This is a genomic window from Paenibacillus sp. P4_A7, from assembly GCF_056402455.1.
Window position 1 is genome coordinate 1 of record NZ_JBFUHJ010000630.1, and the last position, 2,439, is coordinate 2,439.

Annotated in this window: 2 protein-coding genes; both read left to right on the forward strand. The window is 39.5% G+C overall.

Going from position 1 to position 2,439, the window contains the following annotated elements; genetic code table 11:
- The first annotated feature begins 135 nt into the window (after positions 1 to 135).
- Entirely contained in the window at positions 136 to 693 is a 558-nt protein-coding gene (sigK, locus tag AC1DWN_RS32165) for an RNA polymerase sporulation sigma factor SigK (RefSeq protein ID WP_477562912.1), read from the forward strand.
- Positions 694 to 1,606: 913 nt separating this feature from the next.
- The coding region (locus AC1DWN_RS32170; protein WP_477562911.1) for a hypothetical protein at positions 1,607 to 2,439 on the forward strand (833 nt) is incomplete at its 3' end.

The window sequence follows — 2,439 nt, forward strand, 5'->3', positions numbered from 1 at the left end:
CATCGCTTCTTCAAGTTTAAACCTGCAAAAAATCCAAACGGACTTCCCATTGTGATCTACTCCGGGAGTTCCATGAATCTGCCCGTGAATAAGCAAGAAGCCTCCGATACACTGCGTAAAATGTTGGAAATATAAATCGAGGGAAGACCAGAATTACTCACGTATGATTGCTTCAATATTACATCGGGTTATGTCCATAACGTCAAAAAATTCGACAATACAGGTGAAGATTTAGAGGATCTCATCTCCATCGGTACAATTGGCTTAATCAAAGCTATTGAGAGCTTCCAAACAGGTAAAGGCACGAAGCTCGCGACTTTCGCGGCTTGTTGCATTGAGAACGAAATACTTATGCATCTCAGATCTTTGAAGAAGACTAGGAAAGACGTATCACTTCATGATCCAATTGGCACGGATAAGGAAGGCAACGAAATTACGCTTATAGATATTCTCGGCACCGAGGCCGATGATATCGTGGATAAGGTGCAATTGAAGATCGAGAAGAGCAAGATTTATAAAAATCTCGACATATTGGATGATAGAGAAAAGGAAGTTGTTATTGGACGTTTTGGTTTGGGGCATGGCGGGGATGAGCGGACGCAGCGTGAGATCGCGAAGGAGCTTGGGATTAGTCGGAGCTACGTGTCGAGGATTGAGAAGCGGGCGTTGATGAAGTTGTATCATGAGTTTTAAGCTAAGAGGTAAGAATCACCTGAGCTCTTATAGTACATCTAATCCTATCGTATGTAGCGATAAAGTTAGGGTTTAATTGCACGATGCTATATCAATAAATGAAACCAAATGGCAGAGATTCCATTTGGTTTTTTTACTGTATACACACTCCAGATATGTGGAGTCCTGTGTGTCGCTATAAGAGGGTGATGAATTAAAGCCACATTTATCTCGAAACAAAGGTTCTAGTATAACATCAAGGCTAATCCAGACGAAATTATGAAGTCCGGAATTGGCAACATGACCAATATTGCAACGCTGTTTAACACCTATCTAGATCTAACGGGACAAGTTAGCTCAATCAAGCAGTGACAGTCTAGGACTTTATTTTTTAATCCTTGACTGCCACTGTTTTTTTAGTTTGGAACAGAAGGCAAACATCAGTTCAATACTGCAAAAGCAGTACGCATTACAAAACAATAGGATTATATCTAAATCAGATGGCCATGTTTATATGTTGAATACAAAAAAGAAACCTCTTATTATATCGCTTTTTCTCATATTAACGATGACGAGGTATTTGCTTATATAGAAAAAGGATCAATAATTTTTGAACTAGCGCCCGAAGACACCGAAGGCGTTTTTTCTTGTTCGTGAGGAGAACGAAAGTATACCCAACTTCGACTATTTTGCTACTTTCGGATAATAGAATGCACGAAGGTAAGATGGTACATTTAAGGATATTTATGTCAAATTAAAGCATTGTGGAGTGGAGGAAACTGGGCAAAGAAGTGGTTGGTGTTGATTCATGTATGATCGGAGGCTCCATTGTGGTGATCTCAGGTATTCTGCTCATCACGCTGAACAACTACGGTTCTTACACGCAGATGTGGTTGTTGGGTCAAAAACCAGAATTATAGGAGGGTAATCTTTAATGAAACGACATATGATTAAAGTATTTTCATGGTTATGTATGGTATCACTTGTAGTTGGATTCGTGGCTCCTGTGCTCATGGTTACTCCAAGCGTTTCGGCTGTTTCGCCAGGGAAAGCTACAATTTTTGGTAAAGTAACAGGCAATGATACAGGTGATGATGCTGATTCAAGCTACCCATTAGAGCAGAGTGTACTTGTAGTGCTTATGAATGGTGGTGTGGAAGTAGCGCAAACGAGAACCTATGAGGACGGTAGATTCTTTTTTCATAATGTTGCAGATGGCACCTATRCAATTAAGTTTAGCACAGTGGCAGGCTATACTATTGCAACTCCAGTTACTAGTGAGGAAAGTATTACAATTGATTCGAGTAAGAATTACTATTCTGTAGATGCACTTTATTCCAATATACCGAACTATGATGTAGTGCAATCTGGGGAGATATTTCAGGGAAATATAAAAGTTCCTTATCCTGAACATGGAGGAATTACTTACAAATTAACAGATGGTCCTGATCTTGGGAAGATATTAGATGGTGGATATGTTTATCCTATTTTTGAATATGAAGCAAATCCAGGTTCTACGGGTGAAGATAGCTTTACTATAATTGCTACTACGAATAAAGATGTATACACAATTAAATGGGATATTTTAATTATTCCTCCATTTGAGTATCCCGTTAACGAGCCGCCTACCATATTCAATGAGAATAAAGAAACGATGATAAATACGGCTGTATCTGGAGGTCCCGTAGCAGTAGATTTGGAAATGGATTGGTTAGATTTCGACTTTGCTAGCAGCCCTAGCCACGGAAAGGTAGAATGGGATAAGGA